This window comes from Enhydrobacter sp., assembly GCA_025808875.1.
In the GTDB taxonomy this organism is placed as follows: Bacteria; Pseudomonadota; Alphaproteobacteria; order Reyranellales; family Reyranellaceae; genus Reyranella.
In genome coordinates this window covers 4,266,728-4,285,229 of the sequence record CP075528.1, presented here as the reverse complement: position 1 = coordinate 4,285,229, position 18,502 = coordinate 4,266,728, and the positions used below count along the sequence as shown (strand labels likewise).

The window sequence follows — 18,502 nt, the reverse complement described above, 5'->3', positions numbered from 1 at the left end:
TGCTGCCAATGACGACGAGCGATCTGCCGCTGCGGCGGATCGCTCGCGGCAAGGTGCGCGATGTCTATGAAGTCGACGGCGACCGGCTGCTGCTGGTCGCCACCGATCGCGTGAGCGCCTACGATGTGGTGATGGCGGAAGCCATCCCAATGAAAGGCGCCGTGCTGACCCAGACCAGCGCCTGGTGGTTCCGCCAGCTCGGCGGCCTGGTGAGACATCACATGATCGCCGCCGATGCGGCTTCGATCGTGGCGGCGGTGCCGGCACTGGCGCCGCATCGCGCCGAGATCGCCGGCCGCGCCATGCTGTGTCGTCGCGGCACGGTGTTTCCCATCGAGTGCGTGATTCGCGGCTACCTCACGGGCTCGGCCTGGCGTGAGTACGCCGGCAGCGGAACCCTGGCGGGGGAGAAGCTGCCTGCCGGCCTGCCGGAGAGCGGGCGGCTCGACCCGCCGATCTTTTCGCCGGCGACCAAGGCCGAGAGCGGCCATGACGAGAACATCACGATCGACCGCATGCGCGAGATCCTCGGCCCCGAAGCGACCGCCGAACTGGAGCGCCTCACCCGCCTCGTCTACTCGCGCGGGCGCGACGTCGCGCTGGAGCGCGGCATCATCATCGCCGACACCAAGTTCGAGTTCGGCCGCACCAGGTCGGGCGAGATCCTGCTGATCGACGAGGTGATGACGCCGGACAGCTCGCGCTTCTGGCCGGCCGACGGCTATCGGCCCGGACGGCCGCAGCCCTCGTTCGACAAGCAGCCGCTGCGCGACTGGCTCGATGTCGAGCGCCATGCCGGGCGCTGGAACGGCGAGGCGCCGGCCCCGCGCCTGCCGGCCGACGTGGTGGATGCCACCAGCCGGCGCTACCTCGAGGCCTATCGGCGCCTGACCGGCGGCGAGCTCAGCGTTTCGGCAGGCTGAAGCCGCCCTGGCGCAGCTTGCGCTCGAGCACCGGAATGCCCGAAGCGGTGTCGCCCTTTTCGCAGCGGTCGATGGCGATTGCCGTGTCGAGATCGGGCGAGTTCTTGCCCATGCCCTGCTGGCCGATGTAGCGGCGCGCGAGGTCGGCGAGCTGGGCGCAATAGGCCGCGTCGTCGGCTTGCGCGGCGACCGGCGCCGACCAGGCGGCGAGCAGGGCGAGTGTTCCGGCGCGTCTCATCGTGCCCGCCTCATCGCCCCGGCAGCGTGAAGCCGCCGTCGATCAGCTTCTTCTCCAGCATGCGCAGACCCGTCGCGGTGTCGCCCTTCTGGCAGCGGTCGGCGGCGACCAGCGTCTCGACGTCCGGCTTGCTGGCGCCGTCGATGCGCTTGCCGAGATAGCGCGTCGCCAGATCGGCGAGGCGCGCGCAGTAGGCAGCGTCGTCCTGCTGACCGGCGGCGACGACGGGCAGCAGCACGACCGTGGCGAGTGCCAGGAGGGCGGTTCGCATGAGTGCCTATGAAGTGGCCGACTTGCGGCTCGCCGTGACCCGTTCGCGCACCCACAGGAACAGCGCCGCGAGCGGCAGCCATCCCAGCCAGCGGACGGCGTGCAGCAGGTATTCGCCCATGTTGGTGGCCCTCAGGTAGTCGACATGGACGTGCCAGATGCCGGATGCCGCCTCGAAGGCGAGCAGCCAGACCAGCAGGGCCGGCAGCAGCACGACCAGCGGCCGCATCTTCTCCGACAGGCGCTCGCTGTACCAGGGCGCCAGCGACACCGAGAAGCACAGCACCATGACGACGAACTTCGCTGGCTGGCGTGCCTCGAACCAGCCGACGAGGAACGGCTCGCGCACGATCATGGTGTAGCCGGTCCAGGCCAGGACCGCGCCGCCCAGCAGGATCACCGACGGGTAACGGTCGACCAGCTTGATCACCAGATGGCTGCCCCACACGATGATCGGCACGCTGATGGCGAGGCCGAAGACGATCAGCGCGACGTTGCCGCCGGCGGCACCGCCGATGCCGAGCACGTTGTCGATGCCCATCACCGCGTCGGCGATGACGATGGTGCGCACCGCGCCGGCGAACGACGTCGCCGGGCCCTTGACCAGATGGCTCTCGCCGCCGCCGTCGTCCGGCGTCAGAAGCTTGCGCGCGATCCAGAGCAGGGCGAGGCCGCCGACGAACATGAAGCCCGGCACGGCGAGGATGTAGACGACCAGAATCGCCATCACGGCGCGGATGGCGATGGCGCCGAACGTGCCCCAGAAGATGACCTTGCGCTGCAGTTCCTTCGGCAGGTTGCGCGCGACCAGGCCGATGATGAGTGCATTGTCGCCTGCCAGAACCAGGTCGATGAGCACGATGGCGAAGAGGGCGGACCAGAACGCGCCCGAGCTGAAATCGATGTCCACGGAAGTCTCCAACGGTCGAATGAACGGCGACCGGCGGCCGCGACCTCTCCGTCGCGCCGCCGATCCTCTCAGTCGTTCGTCAGAGGCGAATTGGAACCTTCTCGACCGGCCGTTTCGGGCCGGGACGTGGGGATTGCACGAGGGCCCGCGCCAGTGTCGCCAGGGCGGCGATGCCCGTCGCCAGCGCGCCGCCGGCCATCAGGAGCTGAAACAGGTTCCACTGACTCATCGCCAGCAGCGACAGCTCGCCCGCGAAATCGAACAGCATGAACTCGAGGCCGGCCTCGCCGGCGATGCTGACATCGACGGCGTCGCCGAACGAGGAGAGCAGCATGCACACCACCACCGACGCGACGAACAGCTCTCCGCCCGGCGAAACGGTCCGGACGGCGGTGGCGGCGCGGCGAGAGCGGCGGATCAGAAGCATGGCTCGCCCCCCCCGTTTCCGACGTCCGTCCAACCGGATCAAGCGCAAAGCGTCGGGGCTGCGGCTAAAGGTGCAGGCGTCGCAGTCTCAGTGCATTGCCGATGACGCTCACCGAGCTCAGCGCCATCGCGGCCGCGGCGATCATCGGCGAGAGCAGCAGCCCGAACACCGGGTAGAGCACGCCGGCGGCGATCGGCACGCCCGCGGCATTGTAGACGAAGGCGAAGAACAGGTTCTGCCGGATGTTGCGCATGGTCGCCTGGGAGAGCCGGCGTGCCTTGACGATGCCCATGAGGTCGCCCTTGAGAAGGGTGACGCCGGCGCTTTCGATGGCGACGTCGGTGCCGGTGCCCATGGCGATGCCGATATCCGCGGCGGCCAGCGCCGGCGCGTCGTTCACGCCGTCGCCCGCCATCGCGACCACCCGGCCTTCGCGGCGCAAGCGCTCGACCACGGCGCTCTTGTGCTCGGGCAGGACTTCGGCCTCGACCTCGTCGATGCCGAGTTCGTCCGCGACCTGTCGGGCCGTGCGGCGGTTGTCTCCGGTCAGCATGACGATGCGGATGCCGTCCGCCCTCAGCGCCTGCAGGGCGGCGGGCGTGGTCGGCTTGACCGTGTCCTCGAGCGTGAAGGTGCCGGCGAGCTTGCCGTCGACGGCGAGCATGATCGGCCGGTTGAAATCGCCGAGATCGACCCCGTTCTCCGTCAGGAAGCGTGCATTGCCGACCACCAGCCGCTTGCCTTCGACGACTCCCGACACGCCCCGGCCGGCGGCGGCGTTGAAATCCTCGACCGGGGCGAGGGCGAGGCCGCGCGCTTCCGCGGCGGCCACGAGCGTCGCGGCCAAGGGATGCTCGCTGCCGCGCTCGAGACTGGCGGCGAGCCGCAGCATCTCCATGCCGCCCGTCACCTCCGTCAGCGTGGGTTTGCCGACCGTGAGGGTGCCTGTCTTGTCGACAACCAGCGTGTCGATGCGTTCCAGCCGCTCCAGCGCCTCGGCGTTCTTGATCAGCACGCCGGCCTGGGCACCGCGCCCGACGCCGACCATGATCGACATCGGCGTGGCGAGGCCGAGCGCGCAGGGGCAGGCGATGATCAGCACCGTGACTGCCGCGACCAGGCCGAAGGCGAGGCGCGGCTCGGGACCGAACATCGCCCACGCGGCAAAAGCCACGATCGCCACGGCGACGACCGCGGGCACGAACCAGCCCGACACCCGGTCCGCCAGCCGCTGGATCGGCGCCCGGCTGCGCTGGGCGTCGGCGACCATCTGAACGATGCACGACAGCATGGTGTCACGGCCGACCTTCTCCGCCCGCATCACCAGCGCGCCCGTCGTGTTCATGGTGCCGCCGATCAGCTTGGCGCCAACTTCCTTGGTGACAGGCATGGATTCGCCGGTGACCATCGATTCGTCGAGCGACGAGCGGCCCTCGACCACCTGGCCGTCGACCGGCACCTTCTCGCCGGGCCGCACGCGCAGGAGGTCGCCGACAGAGATGGCGTCGAGCGAGACCTCTTCGTCGCTGCCGTCGCCATCGAGCCGGCGCGCCGTCCTGGGGGCGAGATCGAGCAGGGCGCGGATCGCGCCCGAGGTCTGCTCGCGGGCGCGCAGCTCGAGCACCTGGCCGAGCAGCACCAGCACCGTGATCACGGCCGCTGCTTCGAAATAGACTGCGACCGTCCCCTCCGCGCCGCGGAAGGCGGGCGGAAAGATCCCGGGCAGGGCGATCGCGACGACGCTGTAGGTCCAGGCGACGCCGGTGCCCATGGCGATCAGGGTGAACATGTTGAGGTTGCGCGTCTCGAGCGACTGCCAGCCGCGCTCGAAGAACGGCCAGCCGGCCCACAGCACGACCGGCGTGGCCAGGGCGAACTGGATCCAGTTGGAGGTCCCGGCGTCGACCATCATGTGCAGCCCGGTGAGATGGCCGCCCATCTCGAGCACGAACACGGGCAGGGCGAGGACGAGTCCGATCCAGAAGCGGCGCGTCATGTCGGCGAGTTCGGCATTGGGTGCGGCGTCGGCCGTCACCATCTCGGGCTCGAGCGCCATGCCGCAGATCGGGCAGCTGCCCGGGCCGCCCTGGCGGATCTCCGGATGCATGGGGCAGGTGTAGATCGTGCCGGTCGGCAGGTCGGGCTGCCTGGCTTCGGCCGGCTTCAGGTAACGGTCCGGCTCGGCCGTGAACTTCGCCAGGCACTTGGGATTGCAGAAGTAATAGGTCTGCCCGTCATGCACCGTGGTGTGCTTGGCGGTGGCGACCTTTACCTTCATGCCGCAGACGGGGTCGGTGGCGGTGAACTCGTGATCGTGATCGGGAGCGTGGCAGCAGGCGTGTGACATGACTTGCCATCTATACCCTACGGGGGTATAGTTCAAGCATGGATGAACGGATGAAGAAGTCGCAGCTCGCCCGGCTGGGCCGCATCGAGGGCCAGGTGCGCGGCGTGGCGCGCATGGTCGAGGAGGACCGCTATTGCATCGACGTCATCAACCAGGTGCGGGCGGTGCGGGCGGCACTCGACAAGGTCGAGCAGGAGATCCTGCATGATCACTTGCAGCACTGCGTCGCCCATGCGTTTCATGCCGGGTCGGAACGTGACCGGCAGGTCAAGATCGACGAACTGATGGAAGTGCTGGATAGTCGTCGTCGGTAGCATGAAGCTCCTGCGCATTCTGGTGTGGCTTGCGGCGGCGGTGACCTTGGTCGCGCCGCCGGTCGTCGTGCACGCGGCGCCGCCCATGCAGCATGCCGACATGGATTGTTCCGACATGGGCGACGCCAAGCACACGACCGGCGCTTGCTGTCCCACGGTCGTCATCGGCTATGCCGTGATGCCCCATATCGCGGCCGACATGCCGGTGCAGGTCGTCGACCGACTGGCCGGGCGGAGCTCCAGCCTCGACGGTCTGCTCTTCACCAGGGATCCGCCGCCTCCGCGAGTCTGAGCCGACGAACCGTCAGCTCGTCTTCAGACACGGAGGATCATCATGTCGTTCCGACGTAACTGCGTCGGCGTCTTTGCTCTGGCAGCAGTGGCTGCCGGCTGCAGCGCGACGCCGCTGCCGCTGGGGCCTTCGCCCGATCCGACCGATCCCGAGGCGGCCGTCGCGCCCACGACCTACCGGCCGGTGATGAGTGGCACCGCGCCACATGCACCGGTCGCCCTCAAGCCGTGGCGCGAGCTCAACGAAGGTGTCGCGCCGGGCGCCGGGAAGTCGCCATGACGCTGACACGCGCTGCGACGATCGCCCTCCTTTGCCTGCTGACGGCGGGCTGCGCCCGGTTCACCGACGACGGCGGCATGGCGCCCGTCAGCGAGAATGTCCGCCGCGAGATCGGCCGCGATGCCGTGAAGCTGAGTTCGGCCGAGGACTATCGCCGCGCCCGCGAGCGTGTGCAGGCCCTGCTGTCGGAGCCGCTGAGCGAACAGACCGCGGTGCAGATCGCGCTGCTGAACAATCGCGGCCTGCAGGCGGCCTACAACGACCTGGGCATTTCCGAGGCCGAATACGTGCAGGCGAGTCTTCCGCCAAATCCGGCGATCGTCGCCTCACGCACGTTCGGCACCGGCAACTTCGTGGAACTCGGCCTGCAACTCGTCGGCAATCTGCTGGCGATGGCGACGTTGCCCAGGCGGACCGAGATCGCCAAGCGCGAGTTCGAGGAGGCGCGTTACCGCGCGGTGGCGACGACGCTGAGCCTCGCCGTCGATGCGCGTCGAGCCTATATCAAGGCCGTCGCCGCCCGGCATCGCCTGGCGCTGCTGGAACAGGCGCGCGAAGCGGCCGATGCCTCCGCCCGCATGATGAGGCAACTGGGCGAGACGGGTGCCGCCAACAAGCTCGACCAGGGGCGGGTCTCGGTCTTCTATGCCGAACGCAGCGCCCAGGTGGCTCAAGCGCGACTGGTCGCGCACCGCGAGCGCGAGGCTTTGAACCGGATACTCGGACTGTGGGGCGGCGACCTCGACTATCGGCTCCCGTCGAGACTCGCGGCGCTGCCCTCCGCGCCAGAGACGCTGGATGATGTCGAAGTCGAAGCGATGCGACGGCGGGTCGACCTGATCATTCTGCGCTACGAGATCGTGACGCTCGCCAAGTCCGCGGGCTTCGTCGAGGCAACGCGGTACCTGACGTTCCTCGAGCTGGGCGGCAGCTACAAGAACGAGGTCGAGACCGGCAGGTCGGGCGAACAGACCTCGAAGAACCGCTACGGCATCGAGCTGGGCATCGCGATCCCGATCTTCGACACCGGCGAGGCGAGAACGGCCGCGGCACGCGAAATCTACATGCGTGCCGTCCATCGTCTGGCCGAGCGGTCGGTCAATGCACGCTCCGAGGCACGGCTCGCCTATGCCGCCTATCGCGGAAACTACGACATCGCGCGCTACTACATGACCCGCATCGTGCCGTTGCGCCAGCAGCTCTCCGAGGAGGCGCTGCTGCGCTACAACGGCATGTTGATCGATGTGTTCGAGCTTCTGGTCGAGGAGCGCGAACGCATCCAGGCCAACATCGCGGCGCTCGACGCGCTGCGCGACTACCACCTGGCGGACGCCGACCTGCAATCCGCCCTGATCGTGGGCGGCGTCGTCCCACCCTCGGGCGTCATCGATACCACGCCGCCTCCCCAAACCATCCCGCTCGGGCTCTAGCCACAGGAGATCACCATGTCCCTCTCCAGACGCAATCTTGTCGGAGCTTCCGGCCTCGCCCTGCTCGGCGCCGCCGCCGTATCGGGCCGCGTCCAGGCGCAGTCGATTCCCGAGGCACCGACCACGACCACGAACACCATGCAGCCACCGCTCCATCCGACCAGCGGGCCGGACTATCAGCCGGTGGTGACGTTGAACGGATGGACCCTGCCATGGCGTCAGAACGGCGACTGGAAGGAGTTCCATCTCGTTGCCGAGCCGGTCGAGCGTGAACTGGCGCCCGGCATGATCGCCCGGCTGTGGGGCTACAACGGCCAGAGCCCGGGCCCGACCATCGAGGCGGTCGAGGGCGACAAGGTGCGAATCTTCGTCACCAACCGCCTGCCCGAGCACACCACCATCCACTGGCACGGCCAGCTCCTGCCCTGTGGCATGGATGGCGTCGGCGGCCTCACCCAGCCGCACATCAAGCCGGGCCAGACCTTCGTCTACGAGTTCGAGCTCAGGAAGAGCGGCACCTTCATGTACCACCCGCACGCCGACGAAATGGTGCAGATGGCGATGGGCATGATGGGCTTCTTCGTCGTCCATCCGCGCGATCCCAGGCTGCACCGCGTCGACCGCGACTTCGTCTTCCTGCTCGCCGCCTACGACATCGATCCGGGCAACTACGTGCCCAAGGTCGCCGAGATGCTGAACTTCAACATGTGGACCTTCAACAGCCGCGTGTTCCCGGGCATCGACCATCTCGTCGTGCGCCAGGGCGACCGCGTCCGCGTGCGGGTCGGCAATCTCACCATGACCAATCACCCGATCCACATGCACGGCTACGACTTCGAGGTGACATGCACCGACGGCGGCTGGGTACGGCCCGAGGCGCGCTGGCCCGAGGTGACGATCGACATCCCGGTGGGGGCCATGCGCGCCTATGAATTCGACGCCGTCTATCCCGGCGACTGGGCGCTTCATTGCCACAAGTCGCATCACACGATGAACGCCATGGGCCACGATCTGCGCACCTTCATCGGCGTCGACAAGCGTCAGTTCGCCAGACAGATGAAGCGGATGGTGCCGGACTACATGGCGATGGGCCAGGCCGGCATGGCCGACATGGGCGAGATGGAGATGCCGCTGCCCGACAACACGCTGCCCATGATGACCGGCTTCGCCCAGTTCGGTGCGGTCGAGATGGGCGGCATGTTCACGGTGCTGAAGGTGCGCGAGGGTCTGGCTGCTAACGACTACAAGGACCCGGGCTGGTACAAGCATCCACCCGGTACGGTGGCCTACGAGCTCAAGGGCGCAGCACCCGCGGCGACACGCGCGCCGACGCCTGCGGACGCGCAGAAACCCAACGGTACGAAGATGAACGTCGTGAAGCCCACCGGGCAGCACAAGCATTGATCGAGAGGCGAATGATGGCTCCAAGGAAAATCCTGGCCGCGGCTGGCGTGGCCACCGGCCTGACGATCGGCCTTGCCGGCCTCGGCTACGGCCATACCGGCCACGAGGAGACCGAATTCGGCAAGCCTGGCGATCCGAGGAAGCCGGCGCGCGTGGTGCAGGTCGTGATGCTGGAGAAGGACGGCAAGATGCTTTTCATCCCCGACAGGATCCGCATCAGGAAGGGCGAGCAGGTTCGCTTCCTGCTGAGGAACAACGGCGAGATCGACCACGAGTTCGTCGTCGGCACGGTCGAAGAGAACCTCAAGCACATGAAGGAGATGGAGAAGAACCCCGACATGGAGCACGACGATCCCAACGCCAGGCGGCTGAAGCCCAGGCAGTCGGGCGAGATCCTCTGGCATTTCACCAGGGCGGGAACGTTCGACTTCTCGTGCATGATTCCCGGCCACCGTCCGGCCGGCATGTTCGGCGTGATCACCGTTGAATGAGACCAATCGGAAAGGAGACTGACATGCTGAGGAGAATTCTGGCCGCCCTCGCCGCGGTCGCGCTGTTCGCCGCACCGGCATTCGCCCAGGGCGACATGGTGAAGGGTGAAGTCACCAAGGTCGACAAGGCGGCCGGCAAGGTCACGATCAAGCACGGCCCCATCAGGAAGCTCGACATGGACAGCATGACCATGGTGTTCCGCGTCGCCGACCCGGCGATGCTCGACAGGATGAAGCCGGGCGACAAGATCGAGTTCGAGGCCGACCGCGTGAACGGCGCCATCACCGTGACCAGGCTTGGCAAGGGCGGCTAGCGGGACGGGAGCGATGGCGAAACCCATTTGGCTTGTCGTCCCCGTGGCCGCGGTCGGCGTGGCGGCCGCGGTCTGGTACTTTGGTTCAGACCGCGAGGCGGCCGCGACGATGGATCCGCGCGATGGCAGGGCTGTCGCGCTGGGCAAGCAGGTTTACGCCCGCGAATGCGCATCGTGCCATGGCGTCAATCTGGAGGGGCAGCCCGACTGGCGTGTCCGCCTGGCCAACGGCCGCATGCCGGCGCCGCCGCACGACGTGTCGGGCCATACCTGGCATCACAGCGATCGCGTCCTGTTCGACATCACCAAGCGCGGCCCCGCCGCCTATCCGGCCGGCTACGTCACCGACATGCCGGCCTACGCCGAGCGGCTGAGCGACCGCGAGATCGCGGCCGTCATCGCCTATATCAAGAGCACCTGGCCGGCGGATATCCTGAGCCGCCAGCAGCGCGCCACGCACTAGCGTGGCGCCCGCGGTCACTGCGGTTCGATCCTGGCGATCCTGACGTAGTCGGCCCACTTGGCGCGTTCCTCGCGATCCTGCGCGGCGCATTGCGCGAGATCGGAACGACGCGGCGTCAGCGCGAACTCCTGGGTCAGCCGCTTGTGGATGTCGGGCGAATGCGTGGCCTCGACGATCAGCGCGTTGAGCTTCTGCTTGATGTCGTCGGGCACCGCCTTCGGCACGGCGATGGCGAGGAAGCCGGTGGTCGTCATGCCCGGGAAGCTCTCGGCGAGTGTCGGCACGTCGGGATAGAGCGGGCTGCGCTCGGGCAAGGTGATGGCGAGCGGCCGCGCCTTGCCCTGCACGATCTGGCCGCGCGACGCCGTCAGGTCCACGAACATGAAGTCGATGGTGCCGGCATGGAGGTCGTTCCAGGCATTGCCGATCGCCTTGTAGCCGACCGCCTGCCAGTCGACGCCGGCGCGCGCCGCCAGCACCGCCGCCGGCACCTGCGAGCTCGCATTGAAGTAGGCGGCGTTGAGCTTGCCCGGGTTGGCCCTGGCGTGGGCCAGCAGGTCGGCGAGCGACTTGAAGCGGCTCTCCGCCGGCACCACCAGGAAGGCGCCGCTCGAGCCGATGATGCCGACCACCTGGAAGTCCTTCTCCGGGTCGTAGCCCGGGTTCTTGTACATGTGGACGTTGGCGGCGTTGGTCGAGGTGGTGGCGAGCAGCAGCGTGTAGCCGTCCGGCGCCGCGTTCTTCACCGCCAGCGTGCCGACGATGCCGTTGGCGCCCGGCTTGTTCTCGATCACGAAGGTCTGGCCGGTCTTGTCCTCGATGTACTTGCCGACCATGCGCGAGGTGATGTCGCCCGAGCCGCCCGGTGCGAAGGGCACGACGATGCGGACCGGCTTGGCGGGCCAGGCCTGGGCGAGGACGGGAGTGGCCGGCAGCGCCAGAAGCGCGGGTGCCGCAAGAAGCGCACGGCGAGAGAGCGGCATGCGAAACGTGGTCATGCGCGAAAGTCTATTCCAAAGCGGGCGCATGGACAGCGCACCGCACGCAGCCCTACCTTGCATTCCATGCCACAGTCAGGTCGTCCGCCGCTCCAAGGCGTCAGGGTCGTCGATTTCACCCGCGTCATCGCCGGTCCGCTCTGCTCCCAGATCCTGTCCGACATGGGCGCCGAGGTGATCAAGATCGAGAATCCCGACGGCGGCGACGACACGCGCAAGGGCGCCGGGCCGCGCGCCGGCGGCCCGAACGGCGAGAGCCACTTCTTCATGACCTACAACCGGGGCAAGAAGAGCGTGGCGCTCGACTTCACCAAGCCGGACGGTCAGGCGGTCGTGCTGAAGCTGCTCGAGAAGGCCGACGTGCTGCTCGAGAACTTCCGGCCGGGCGTTCTGAAGAAATACGGCCTCGACCATGCCAGCCTGCAGAAGAAATTCCCCCGGCTGATCTATCTTTCGATCTCGGCCTACGGCCAGGTCGGGCCGCTGGCCGACCGGCCGGGCTACGATCCCGTGCTGCAGGGCGAATCGGGCATGATGAGTGTCAACGGCGAGGCGGACGGCGAGGGCCTGCGCCACGCCATCGCCATCGTCGACACCATGACCGGCATCCATTCGGTGGCAGCGATCAACGCCGCGCTCTATGCCCGCCACGACACCGGCAGGGGCCAGTACATCGACCTCGCCCTGTTCGACACCGCGCTCGCCTGCCTCGGCAACATGGGCGCCTATTACCTGATCGGCGGCGAGCAGCCCAGGCGCGCCGGCAATGCCCATTTCGCCTCGGTGCCCAACGCCTCGTTCGACACGAAGAACGGCAAGATCTACATGGCGGTCGCCAACCAGAAGCTGTTCGTCGATACCTGCAAGGCGCTCGGCCATCCCGAATGGGCGACCGATCCGCGCTACTCCACCATCCAGCAGCGCGTCGCCCACCGCGCCGAGCTGACCAAGCTGATGGAGGACGTGCTCAAGACCGACACCAAGGAGAACTGGGCGGAGAAGCTGCGCCATCTGCCGGCCGGTCCGATCCGCACCATGAAGGAGGCGCTCGACAATCCCGAGGTCAAGCGCCGCGGCATGCTCAAGACCTACCGGCACTCGAAGGTCGGCGACGTGCCGATCATCGGTTCGAACTACCGTTTCTCCGACACGCCGGTCGACGACACCCGCCCGCCGCCGGCGCTCGGCGAGCACACCGACGCGGTGCTGCGCGACGTCGCCGGACTGGGCGACTCCGAGCTGGCGAAGCTCCGGGAGAAGAAGGTCGTCGGGTAGTCCTGGCATGGACATCGATTTGTACGAATTGAACGAATAAAATACTATACATACTTCACATACGACGCTATGGTGCGGCTCCTTCAACCCGAGGAGCCATCCATGCCGCTCGACGAGCCAACCGCCGTTCCCGCCGCCGCCGAAGCCCCCGCCGCCGAATGGCCCGAGCTCGATCAGGGCCTGCTGGGCCGCGGACGGCCCGCGGTGCCGCCCTTTCCCCTGTCCCTCCTGCCGACACCGTGGCGGGCCTGGGTCGAGGAGGAAGCGCCTTCCTCTCTGCCGCCCGAATACTTTGCCCTGGCGCTGCTCGGCGCCGCCGCTTCGATGCTGGGAAACAGCGTGCGCATGCATGTCGCGGGGACGTGGCGCGAGCCGCTCATCCTGTGGCCCGCGCTGGTCGGCGGGCCGTCGAGTGGACGGACGCGGGCGCTCGCGAAGGGACGCCTCGCCGTCGAACTGGCGAGTACCGTGGTGGGGGCCCGTCGGACCGAGGATCAGGCCGGCCTCGACCTGCGCGTCTCGACCTTGGGCGACACGACGGCCAAGTACGTGACGCGCGAACTCGAGACGAGCCGGCGCGGCGTATCGCTCTGGCGGGAAGAACTCGCGAACTGGATCCTCGCCGCCGCCTCGGACGAGTGGCGGCCGGCCTGGATCGGGGCCTGGGGCGCGGGCGACGTGACGGTCCATCCAGCACGTCAGATCTGGCCCACCCGTGTCGAGCGCTTCGCGGTCGGAATCTGCGGCGCGCTGGACCAGGAGCGGCTGACCGATATCGTGCGTGAGAGCACCGAGCCTCTCGTCGCGCGCTTCCTTTACGCCTGGCCCGAGCCGCCCGGCCATGCGCCGCTGGTCGCCGGCCCGTCGTCGTTCGATCACGTCGCCTTCAACGCCATGATGATGCGCCTGATGACCTTCTCCGTGCATGGCAGCACCCCCAGGACGTTGCCTTTTGTCCCGGATGCCGTGGCGCGGCTCGACGCGCTGCTGCCGGCCGTGCGGGCGCTGCGGCACGATGCCGATGGCGCCGAAGCCGCCTGGCTCGGCAAGGGGCCGTCCTCCATCGCGCGCCTGGCGGGTGTGCTGCGGATGATGCACTGGGCGAGCCGGGCCGGCGCTGAATCCGACCCCGCGGTTCGGGCCGAGGACGTCGACGCCGCCCATTCGCTGTGGTCCGACTACCTGCTGCCGCATGCGCGCGCCGTGTTCGGCGCGGCGGGCACGACGGAAACCGATCGTCTCGCCCGGCGCGCGGCGCGATGGCTGCGACGACAGCGCAAGGACTGCGTGTCACGCCGCGAGGTTCGTCGCCACGCGCTTGGTCAGGCCGTGGATCTGGAGGGCGTCGACGATGTGCTTGCACAACTCGAGTCGGCCGGCGCATTGCGGGCCATACCAGGTCCGGACAAAGCGCGCAGAGGGCGCCCTAGCGAACGCTGGGCCATAAATCCAGCCTTGCGATGATTTTTGGCATTTTTGGCATTTTTGGCAGGGCGTTTTTTGTTTCGCGAGGTGTTCGATGGGTATCCTCACGACCAAGCCTGTGGCGCCTAGGCCGCCGTCGGCGGTAAACCTCCCATCAGCAAACTCGGCCTAACCGAGGACAACCTGTTGCGACTCCACATCTAGGCAAGCCAGCGCCTCAGGATGGCATTCGTCTCCTCGGGTTTCTCCATGGTGACGAGGTGGCCGCACTGCTCGACCACGATCAGCTCGCTGCCCTTGATCGCGGCCGCCATCTCCTCCGACATGAAGAGCGGCGTGGCGGCATCGTCGCGGCCGCAGACGACGACGGTCGGGCACGCGATCCGGGGCAGGTCGGGGCGTCGGTCGACCCGGATGGCGGCGAGCGCTTCCTGGCGCTTGTAGATCTCCTTGCCGATCTCGCCGCACATCGCCATGACCTCGTCGACCAGCGTCTTGTCGGGCAGGCGGTAGGCCGGGAGGAAGCGCGACATCTGCAGGCCCAGCACCAGCTCGAAATGGCCCTCGTCGGCCAGCCTGATGCGGGCGCGGCGCACCGCCTTCTCGGCGTCGTTCTGGCTTCTCATCCCCGTGTCGAGCAGCGCCAGCCGCGTCACGCGCTCGGGCGCGATCTGCATGATCTCGACGGCCATCATGCCGCCGAGCGACAGCCCGGCGAGCGCGAATTTGTCGGCCGGCGCCTGGCCGAGCACCCAGCGGGCCGCCGTCTCCCAACTGTCCCAGATCGACAGCGGCGCCTTGCGCCAGTCGGGCACGACGATCTCGGCGATGTCCTTCAACGCCGCGAGCTGGGCGGCGTAGAGGCGCGGCGAACAAAGCACGCCGGGCACCAGCAGCAGGGGGGTCTTGGTCATTCGTCTCCTCCTCCGCCACCGTAGCCCAGCCGCCTCGACTGGGATATCAATAGGCGGACCATGGCCGTCTCGTCCGTCCTTCGCCCGGGCCGCGACATCCGCCTCGACCTGTTCCGGGGTCTGGCGCTGTGGTTCATCTTCCTCGACCACATCCCGCAGAACGTCGCGAGTTGGCTGACCGTGCGCAACTACGGCTTCAGCGATGCCACCGAGATCTTCGTCTACATCTCGGGCTACACGGCGGTGATCGCCTATGCGCGCATGATGGAGCGCGAGGGCTGGGTGCGGGCGGCGGCGCGCATCTATCGCCGGGTGTGGCAGCTCTATGTCGCGCACATCCTGCTGTTCGTCGCCTTCTCGGCGCAGATCGCCTGGGCGTCGGTGGCGCGCGACATGCCCTCGCTGATCGAGGAGATGCAGCTCATGGGGCTGGGCGAGAACCCCTACGAGGCGATCCTCCAGGCGGCGCTGCTCAAGTTCCGGCCGGTCAATCTCGACGTGCTGCCGCTCTACATCGTGCTGCTCGCGGCCTTTCCCTTCGTGCTGCCGCTGGTGGTGCACCGGCCGTGGACGGCGATCGTCCTGTCCCTGTTGCTCTATGCCGCGACCCTGCGGTTCGGCTTCAACCTGCCGGCCTATCCCGACAACAAGGTCTGGTATTTCAATCCGCTGGCCTGGCAGGTCGTGTTCCATGTCGGCGCCGCCTGCGCGGTGCTGGTGCCGCGACTGGCCTGGCTCGACCGCTGGCGGGTGCCGATCACGGTGCTGGCGGTCCTCTATCTTGCTCTTGCCGCATTCGTCGCCCTGTCCTGGCAGTTCAATGCGCTCGGCAAGCTGGTACCGGACTGGCTGGGCCGCATCCTCTATCCGATCGACAAGACCAACATCGACGTCCTGCGCCTGTTCCACTTCCTGGCGCTGGCCTGGGTGGTACGGCTCGCCGTGCCGGCTCAGGCGGCGTTCCTGAAATGGCGCGCGCTCGAGCCACTTCGCAGATGCGGCGAGCATTCGCTGCTTATATTCTGCCTCGGCACCTTCCTCGCACTGTCGGGACAGGTGATCGTCGGACAATTCGAGGGGTCATTGCTGTCGCAGGTCCTGGTCAGCGTGGCGGGCATCGCCATCATGTGTGTCGCGGCCTATGTGGCGGCCTGGTTCAAGGGCGGAGATTCGCCGGGCGGCGGGCGCGTGCCGGCCATGGCGCAGGCGGCAGCGTGATGCGCCGCATCCTCGCCCTGGTCACGGCACTGACGTTGCTCGCGCCCGGCGCCGCACCGGCACAGCCCATGGGCGACTGCCGCGCCCGGCCGGAGCTGCTCGACCTCGGCGCGCCGCTCACGGTCGCGCGCAAGGCGATGGCCGAGCGCAAGAAGCTGCGTATCCTCGCCCTCGGCTCGTCCTCGACCGCGGGCTACGGCGTCTCCAATCCGCGCCACGCCTATCCCATGCAGCTGCGCATCGGCCTCGACAAGGCGCTGCCCGACGTCGAGATCGAGGTCGTCAATCGCGGCATCGGCGGGCAGGACGTGCAGGAGATGGCCGCGCGCATGCGCGCCGAGATGGAGGGCAACCTGCCGTCGCTGGTGATCTGGCAGACCGGCACCAATGCCGCCGTGCGCCACATGCCGCTCGACGCCTTCGGGAAGTGGCTGCGCAACGGGCTGAGTGTCGGTCGCTCGCTGGGCGCCGACTTCGTGCTGATGAACCTGCAATATGTGCCGGCGGTGGTGGCGGTGCAGGACAAGGAAGCCTACGAGAGGATCATGGCAGAGGCCGCGCGCGAGCACGGCGCCGGCCTGTTCCGCCGCTACGACATCATGCGTGCCTGGTACGAGGACGGCATGCCCTACGCCCAGTTCGTGCAGCTCGACGGGCTGCATCTGAACGACTTCGGGCAGAAATGCATCGGCTTGCTGCTGACGCAGGCCATCCTGCGGTCGCTCACCCCGCCCTGAGCGGCCACGGCTACTGCAGGGCTTGCGTCAGGATCGGGAAGGCGATCAGCAGGCCGAGCACCGCCAGCATGGCGATGGCGAAGGGCAGGGCGCCGCGGAAGATGTCGCCCAGCCCGACGCGCGGATCGTCGAGCGTGCTCTTGACGACGTAGACCGAGATGCCGAAGGGCGGCGTCAGCAGGCCGATCTCGACCGCCAGCACGGTGACCACGCCCCACCACACCAGATCGACGCCGAAGGCATTGGCGATCGGGATGGTGAGAGGGCAGACGATCAACATGATCGAGCCCGAGTCGATGATGGTGCCGAGCAGCAGGATGATCGCGACGTAGGCGAGCAGGAACGCCGTGTAGCCGAGCTGGGCGTCCTGCATGAGCTGGACCAGCGACTGCGGCAGGCCGGACATGGCGAGCAGGCGGGTGTAGATGCTGGCGGCGATGATCAGGAAGGAGATCGACACCGTGACATGGCCGGTCTCGACCAGCAGCTGCCACAGGCCCTTGGCATCGAGCTTGCGGCGCACGACGGCGAGCACCAGCGCGATCGCCGCGCCGATGGCGCCCGCCTCGGTCGGTGTGAACCAGCCGGCATAGATGCCGCCGATCACCAGCCCGATCAGCAGCACGATCGGGAAGATCCGACGCCCAAGCTCGAGGCCGCTCATCAGCGGCTCGCCGGCGGCGGCCGGCTGCGGCCGTCCCTCGGCATAGACCAGGTCGGGCCGCAGATGGGCCGCGCCGAGGATGCCCAGCGCATAGATCGAGGCGAGCAGCAGGCCGGGCAGGATGCCGGCGATGAACATGGCGCCGACCGACTGCTCGGCGAGGAAGGCGTAGAGGATCATCAGCAGGCTGGGCGGGATCAGCATGCCGAGCACCGACGAGCCGGCGACGACACCGACGGCAAAGCGCGGCGCGTAGCCGAAGCGCAGCATCTCGGGCACCGCCACCTTGGTGAACACGGCGGCCGAGGCGATGGAAATGCCGGTGATGGCGGCGAACACCGTATTGGCCGCCACCGTGGCCATGCCGAGGCCGCCGCGCACGCGGCGCAGCGCCTGGTTGGCGACGACGAAGGCGTCGCGCCCGACATCGGCCACGCCGACCAGCAGGCCCATCAGGACGAACAGCGGCACGACGCCGAACAGGTGCGACTGGATGGCATCCCAGGCGCCGTTGCCGAGCAGGGTCGCGGCGATCTCGAAGTCGCCGCGAATCAGCCAGACGCCGACCAGCGAGATTCCGGCCAGCGCCAGCGCCACCGGCATGCCCGCCCACACGGCGAGCAGCAGGACGAGCAGCGACAGGCTGCCGACGGCGAGGGCAGTCACGGCGCGGGCCACAGCGCGTGGCGCGCGTGGCCGACGGCGAGCAACAGGCACTGCAGCGCGCCGGCCGCCGCGCCCAGCAGCATGAGTGCCCGCACCGGCCAGGTCGGGAAGGTGAAGTCGCCGATCGCGCCGACGTAGTCGCCGATCTCGACGGCCTCGCCGAGCGAGCCGGCGCAGACCCAGGCGATGGTCGCGAGCAGTGCCGCGCCGATCAGCATGTAGGTTGCGTCCATGGCGGCGGCGAGCCGCGGTCGGCGCATCCGCACCATGTCGATCAGCGCCTCGGAGCGCGTCAACCGTCCCGACGCGATGGAGTGGGCGAGCTGCAACCAGACGATGCCGACGATGCTGAGGCCCAGCAGCTCGGTCGTGCCGCGCACCGGAGCATGGAACAGATCGCGGCCGACGACGTCGGCGACGCTGAGCGCCATCAGGCCGAAGATCCAGACCGTGCCGACGGCGCTCAGCAGCCCGGTGAAGCGCGCCCAGGGCGACAAGGAGCG

General features: G+C 68.1%; 22 protein-coding genes. 13 read left to right on the top strand and 9 right to left on the bottom strand.

What is annotated here, in order from left to right; translation table 11 throughout:
- Window positions 1-8: 8 nt before the first annotated feature.
- The gene (locus KIT25_21270) at window positions 9-923 is read left to right on the top strand and encodes a phosphoribosylaminoimidazolesuccinocarboxamide synthase (protein UYN94532.1); all 915 of its coding nucleotides are present in this window, start codon (window positions 9-11) and stop codon (window positions 921-923) included.
- On the opposite strand, the gene KIT25_21265 is transcribed toward KIT25_21270, so the two are convergent.
- The 5 genes from KIT25_21265 to cadA all read right to left on the bottom strand — a co-directional run bounded on the left by KIT25_21265 (window position 904) and on the right by cadA (window position 5,115).
- Window positions 904-1,161: a hypothetical protein gene (locus KIT25_21265; GenBank protein UYN94531.1), complete on the bottom strand. Its 258-nt coding sequence runs from the start codon at window positions 1,159-1,161 to the stop codon at window positions 904-906. The genes KIT25_21270 and KIT25_21265 overlap by 20 nt on opposite strands.
- 10 nt (window positions 1,162-1,171) lie before the next feature.
- On the bottom strand, window positions 1,172-1,432 hold the full coding sequence (locus KIT25_21260) for a hypothetical protein (GenBank protein UYN94530.1): 261 nt from the start codon (window positions 1,430-1,432) through the stop codon (window positions 1,172-1,174).
- 6 nt (window positions 1,433-1,438) lie between these two features.
- A complete protein-coding gene (locus tag KIT25_21255) occupies window positions 1,439-2,341 on the bottom strand; it encodes a TerC family protein (protein ID UYN94529.1) in 903 nt (300 codons plus the stop codon).
- A 79-nt stretch (window positions 2,342-2,420) separates the two neighbouring features.
- Complete coding sequence (locus tag KIT25_21250; GenBank protein ID UYN94528.1) at window positions 2,421-2,768, bottom strand: hypothetical protein; 348 nt, start codon at window positions 2,766-2,768, stop codon at window positions 2,421-2,423.
- A gap of 64 nt (window positions 2,769-2,832) precedes the next feature.
- Complete coding sequence (cadA, locus tag KIT25_21245; protein ID UYN94527.1) at window positions 2,833-5,115, bottom strand: cadmium-translocating P-type ATPase; 2,283 nt, start codon at window positions 5,113-5,115, stop codon at window positions 2,833-2,835.
- A gap of 50 nt (window positions 5,116-5,165) precedes the next feature.
- Between cadA and KIT25_21240 the strand changes: the two genes are divergently transcribed.
- From KIT25_21240 to KIT25_21205, 8 genes are read left to right on the top strand one after another with little or no spacing between them, the layout of a single operon-like run.
- On the top strand, window positions 5,166-5,429 hold the full coding sequence (locus tag KIT25_21240) for a metal-sensitive transcriptional regulator (protein UYN98013.1): 264 nt from the start codon (window positions 5,166-5,168) through the stop codon (window positions 5,427-5,429).
- Window position 5,430: 1 nt separating this feature from the next.
- Window positions 5,431-5,721 carry a hypothetical protein gene (locus KIT25_21235; GenBank protein UYN94526.1) on the top strand — a complete coding sequence of 97 codons (291 nt, stop codon included), beginning with the start codon at window positions 5,431-5,433 and terminating at the stop codon, window positions 5,719-5,721.
- Between the two features lie 42 nt (window positions 5,722-5,763).
- Window positions 5,764-6,000 (top strand): hypothetical protein, encoded by a 237-nt coding sequence (locus KIT25_21230; protein UYN94525.1) that lies wholly within the window; start codon window positions 5,764-5,766, stop codon window positions 5,998-6,000.
- On the top strand, window positions 5,997-7,430 hold the full coding sequence (locus KIT25_21225) for a TolC family protein (GenBank protein UYN94524.1): 1,434 nt from the start codon (window positions 5,997-5,999) through the stop codon (window positions 7,428-7,430). Before KIT25_21230 ends, KIT25_21225 begins: the two co-directional genes overlap by 4 nt.
- 15 nt (window positions 7,431-7,445) lie before the next feature.
- On the top strand, window positions 7,446-8,834 hold the full coding sequence (locus tag KIT25_21220) for a copper oxidase (GenBank protein ID UYN94523.1): 1,389 nt from the start codon (window positions 7,446-7,448) through the stop codon (window positions 8,832-8,834).
- A 14-nt stretch (window positions 8,835-8,848) separates the two neighbouring features.
- Complete coding sequence (locus tag KIT25_21215; protein UYN94522.1) at window positions 8,849-9,325, top strand: cupredoxin family protein; 477 nt, start codon at window positions 8,849-8,851, stop codon at window positions 9,323-9,325.
- 23 nt (window positions 9,326-9,348) lie between these two features.
- The gene (locus KIT25_21210) at window positions 9,349-9,639 is read left to right on the top strand and encodes a copper-binding protein (protein ID UYN94521.1); all 291 of its coding nucleotides are present in this window, start codon (window positions 9,349-9,351) and stop codon (window positions 9,637-9,639) included.
- Window positions 9,640-9,652: 13 nt separating this feature from the next.
- Window positions 9,653-10,102 (top strand): cytochrome c, encoded by a 450-nt coding sequence (locus KIT25_21205; protein UYN94520.1) that lies wholly within the window; start codon window positions 9,653-9,655, stop codon window positions 10,100-10,102.
- Window positions 10,103-10,116: 14 nt separating this feature from the next.
- Here KIT25_21205 and KIT25_21200 read toward each other — a convergent pair whose 3' ends face one another.
- Complete coding sequence (locus KIT25_21200) at window positions 10,117-11,100, bottom strand: tripartite tricarboxylate transporter substrate binding protein (protein UYN94519.1); 984 nt, start codon at window positions 11,098-11,100, stop codon at window positions 10,117-10,119.
- Window positions 11,101-11,166: 66 nt separating this feature from the next.
- On the opposite strand from KIT25_21200, the gene KIT25_21195 reads away from it, so the two are divergent.
- Together KIT25_21195 and KIT25_21190 are read left to right on the top strand one after the other, a co-directional pair.
- The gene (locus tag KIT25_21195) at window positions 11,167-12,375 is read left to right on the top strand and encodes a CoA transferase (protein UYN94518.1); all 1,209 of its coding nucleotides are present in this window, start codon (window positions 11,167-11,169) and stop codon (window positions 12,373-12,375) included.
- A 102-nt stretch (window positions 12,376-12,477) separates the two neighbouring features.
- Window positions 12,478-13,839 carry a DUF3987 domain-containing protein gene (locus tag KIT25_21190; protein UYN94517.1) on the top strand — a complete coding sequence of 454 codons (1,362 nt, stop codon included), beginning with the start codon at window positions 12,478-12,480 and terminating at the stop codon, window positions 13,837-13,839.
- A 161-nt stretch (window positions 13,840-14,000) separates the two neighbouring features.
- On the opposite strand, the gene KIT25_21185 is transcribed toward KIT25_21190, so the two are convergent.
- The gene (locus KIT25_21185; protein ID UYN94516.1) at window positions 14,001-14,714 is read right to left on the bottom strand and encodes an alpha/beta fold hydrolase; all 714 of its coding nucleotides are present in this window, start codon (window positions 14,712-14,714) and stop codon (window positions 14,001-14,003) included.
- 60 nt (window positions 14,715-14,774) lie between these two features.
- Here KIT25_21185 and KIT25_21180 point away from each other — a divergent pair, with 60 nt between their 5' ends.
- Together KIT25_21180 and KIT25_21175 are read left to right on the top strand one after the other, a co-directional pair.
- Window positions 14,775-15,932 carry an OpgC domain-containing protein gene (locus tag KIT25_21180; protein ID UYN94515.1) on the top strand — a complete coding sequence of 386 codons (1,158 nt, stop codon included), beginning with the start codon at window positions 14,775-14,777 and terminating at the stop codon, window positions 15,930-15,932.
- The gene (locus KIT25_21175) at window positions 15,929-16,669 is read left to right on the top strand and encodes an SGNH/GDSL hydrolase family protein (protein UYN94514.1); all 741 of its coding nucleotides are present in this window, start codon (window positions 15,929-15,931) and stop codon (window positions 16,667-16,669) included. Before KIT25_21180 ends, KIT25_21175 begins: the two co-directional genes overlap by 4 nt.
- A gap of 10 nt (window positions 16,670-16,679) precedes the next feature.
- Here KIT25_21175 and KIT25_21170 read toward each other — a convergent pair whose 3' ends face one another.
- Both KIT25_21170 and KIT25_21165 read right to left on the bottom strand, forming a co-directional pair.
- Window positions 16,680-17,999 (bottom strand): TRAP transporter large permease subunit, encoded by a 1,320-nt coding sequence (locus KIT25_21170; GenBank protein UYN94513.1) that lies wholly within the window; start codon window positions 17,997-17,999, stop codon window positions 16,680-16,682.
- A complete protein-coding gene (locus tag KIT25_21165; protein UYN94512.1) occupies window positions 17,996-18,496 on the bottom strand; it encodes a TRAP transporter small permease subunit in 501 nt (166 codons plus the stop codon). Before KIT25_21165 ends, KIT25_21170 begins: the two co-directional genes overlap by 4 nt.
- Between the last annotated feature and the right edge of the window lie 6 nt (window positions 18,497-18,502).